This window comes from Roseococcus sp. SYP-B2431 (genome assembly GCF_004336745.1).
Taxonomy (GTDB): Bacteria; Pseudomonadota; Alphaproteobacteria; order Acetobacterales; family Acetobacteraceae; genus Roseococcus.
The window spans coordinates 1-2,755 of sequence record NZ_SJXD01000018.1 but is presented as its reverse complement, the minus strand read 5'-3'; the positions used below and the strand labels follow the sequence as shown (position 1 = coordinate 2,755).

At 69.4% G+C, this 2,755-nt stretch carries 4 protein-coding genes; all 4 read right to left on the bottom strand.

What is annotated here, in order from left to right:
* Window positions 1-53 precede the first annotated feature (53 nt).
* Entirely contained in the window at window positions 54-260 is a 207-nt protein-coding gene (locus EJV46_RS07995) for a hypothetical protein (RefSeq protein WP_131548103.1), read from the bottom strand.
* A gap of 2 nt (window positions 261-262) precedes the next feature.
* A complete protein-coding gene (tnpC, locus tag EJV46_RS07990) occupies window positions 263-1,852 on the bottom strand; it encodes an IS66 family transposase (protein ID WP_131548102.1) in 1,590 nt (529 codons plus the stop codon).
* Window positions 1,853-1,915: 63 nt separating this feature from the next.
* Window positions 1,916-2,263, bottom strand: coding sequence for an IS66 family insertion sequence element accessory protein TnpB (tnpB, locus tag EJV46_RS07985; RefSeq protein WP_131548101.1), 348 nt, complete (start codon window positions 2,261-2,263; stop codon window positions 1,916-1,918).
* Complete coding sequence (gene tnpA, locus EJV46_RS07980) at window positions 2,260-2,652, bottom strand: IS66-like element accessory protein TnpA (protein WP_165585413.1); 393 nt, start codon at window positions 2,650-2,652, stop codon at window positions 2,260-2,262. Before tnpA ends, tnpB begins: the two co-directional genes overlap by 4 nt.
* Between the last annotated feature and the right edge of the window lie 103 nt (window positions 2,653-2,755).

Here is a 2,755-nt window from a genome sequence, read left to right as displayed (position 1 = left end):
CGTATCCATCCGGCCAAGGCCGCGGGTGCTGAGTGCCGGGATCGGGCCGGGGGTCACCGCTTCTGATCGGCGATGAGTTCCTTGAGGCATTCGATGCCGCGCTCGGTGAAGCCCAGGGTGGCGCGTTCGTCGGTGTCGTAGATCCAGAGACAGCCGTCCTCGGGCTCGAGCTGGTCGGCGATCTCGTCGAGGAGGTCGATGGTCTCGCCGATCATCTCTGCGGCGCGGGCGATGGTGAACACGACGCCTGGCGCGGCCACGGTCAGGCGGCCTCGGCGGCGGGGCGGGCCTGGGCTGCCTTCCAGTGCCAGGGCAGCAACTCGTGCAGGCGGGAGGCCGGGTGGTCAGCGATGCGGGCCAGCACGTCGGCGAGCCAGGCGCGGGGATCGACGTTGTTCAACTTGGCGGTGGCGATGAGCGAATACATCGCCGCGGCGCGCTCGCCGCCACGGTCGCTGCCGGCGAACATCCAGGCCTTTCTGCCGAGAGCCACGCCGCGCAGCTGCCGCTCGGCCGCGTTATTCGTGAGACAAATCCTCCCGTTGTTCAGGAAGCGACTGAAGGCGTCCCAGCGGGTCAGCATGTAGTCCATGGCCTTGGCCACCTCGGCATGACGAGACATCCGGGCGCGCTGCTCGCGCATCCAGGTCTCGAGGTCGGCGACGAGGGGCGCGATCTGCTCCTGGCGAACAGCGAGGCGCTGGTCGGCGGGCAGGCCGTTGATGGCGCGCTCGGCCGCGAAGATCGCGTCGATGCGCCGCACCGTCTCGGCGGCAAGCGGGGCCCGCGCGACCTCGGCGAGCTTGAACAGCTTGCGCCGGCCATGCGCCCAGCAGGCAGCCTCGGTGATCGGGCCGGGCTTGCGGCCTGGCGCGTAGAGCTCGTTGAACCCGGCATAGGCGTCGGCCTGCAGGATGCCCCCGTAGCCGACCAGGTGCCGCTGCGGATGCTCGCCGGTGCGGTCGCGGGAGTAGCGGAACATCGCCGCCGGCGGTGCTGGCCCGGCGAAGGGCCGGTCGTCGCGCACATAGGTCCAGACCCGGCCGGTGATGGTGCGGCCCTTGGCCAGCACCGGCACCGTGGTGTCGTCGCCGTGGAGCCGGGCAGCGGCGAGGACATGGGCGTCGATCAGCGCCATCATCGGCGTCAGGCTGGCGGTGCAGGCGCCGACCCAGTCGGCGATCGTCGAGACGCTGAGCTCGATCCCCTCGCGGGCGTAGGTCTCGCTCAGGCGGTTCAGCGGCAGGTGCTGGCCGAACTTCGCCTCGAGGATCATCGCCAGCAGCTGTGGGCCGGCGCGGCCGCGGGCGATGGGATGGAAGGGCGCGGGCGGCTGGGTGATGGTCTCGCAGGACCGGCATGAGAACCGCTCGCGGACGGTCTGGATGACCTTCCACTGTCGTGGCACGACCTCCAGCGTCTCGGTAATGTCCTCGCCCAGCTTGGAGAGCCTGCCGCCGCAGCAGGGGCAGGCGGAGGGGGCGGCAATCACCACGCGCTCGCGCGGCAGGTGCTCCGGCAGCGGCGTCCTCGCGGGCTGGCGGCGCGGCGATGTGCCGCCGTTGGTCGACTTGCCCTTGCCCGCGGCGGTCTCCGCCTTGGTGGCGTCCTCGCTGGCGGCGGCGACGAGTTCGCCGAGTTCCAGCTCGAGCTGATCGATCAGCTTGCGGCTGCGCTCGGACGAGGCGCCGAACTTGTCATGCTTGAGCTTGGCGATGAGCAGCTTGAGATGCGCCACCATGGCCTCGGCACCGGACGCCCGCGCCTCCGCCTCCTGACGCGCCAACTCCGCGGTGGCGAGCGCGGCGCGCAGGGCGGCGATATCGTCGGCGGTGCTGTCCGGCGTGGGCATCACAACGGGGATCGAATCACACCCAGCCATTGGCGGGAAGCCTAAAATCGCCGCCCTGACAGCCTATCCTGCGACCTCGGGTCGCCAGGTTCGTTGAGGGTTTCGCCAATCGATTCCGTCGAGCATGTAGGCCAGTTGCGAGCCGGAAATCGCGACGCAGCCATCCGTCGGCGAGGGCCATATGAAGCGGCCGCGCTCCAACCGTTTCATGTAGAGCGACATGCCGATGCCGTCGTGCCAAATGATCTTGACCAGGTCGGCCTTGCGGCCCCTGAAGACGTAGAGATCGCCGGCATGGGGATCGCGACCGAGCGCCTGCTGCACCTGCAGCGCCAGGGACTGCATCCCGCGCCGCATGTCCGTGTGGCCCATCGCCAGCCAGACGCGGACGCCGGAGGGGACCGGGATCATCCGCGCAGCGTCGACAGCACTCGACGCAGCGCCGCGGTGCCGACCGTCTCCAGGACCCGCACCGCCGTGCCATCCGGCAGCACGATCTCGATACGCTCGTCGCGTTCGACCGGCGCATCTGCGGCAAACGAGGAGGCTGTCGGTTCGGCCGGTGATGCTGCCACCGGCAATTCCGGCACGACGCGCACGGCCATGAAGGTCGCCTCCTCGGCCACCAAGGTCCCGCGTCGCCGTGCATCCCGCCATTGCCACAGCAGGCCCCGGCTCACCTCGTTCCGTCGCGCCACGTCGACAAACTTCACGCCCGGTTCGTCCAACTCGGCCAGGATCCGCAGCTTATCCTCCGGCCGCCAATTCCGACGCCGCTCCACCCCGGTGATGATTTCCACTACGCCTCCCGCCTCCGTCCTTACCGGCGCTCCAAAGAACGCCCGTACAAACACAAGGCAGGTTCAACATCATTGTGGTAGGCGGCCGTCGCCGGATGGGTAC

Coding starts and splice junctions, on each gene's coding strand:
- tnpC (WP_131548102.1), bottom strand. CDS start 1,852: ATGCCCACGCCGGACAGCACCGCCGACGATATCGCCGCCCTGCGCGCC.
- tnpB (WP_131548101.1), bottom strand. CDS start 2,263: ATGATCCCGGTCCCCTCCGGCGTCCGCGTCTGGCTGGCGATGGGCCAC.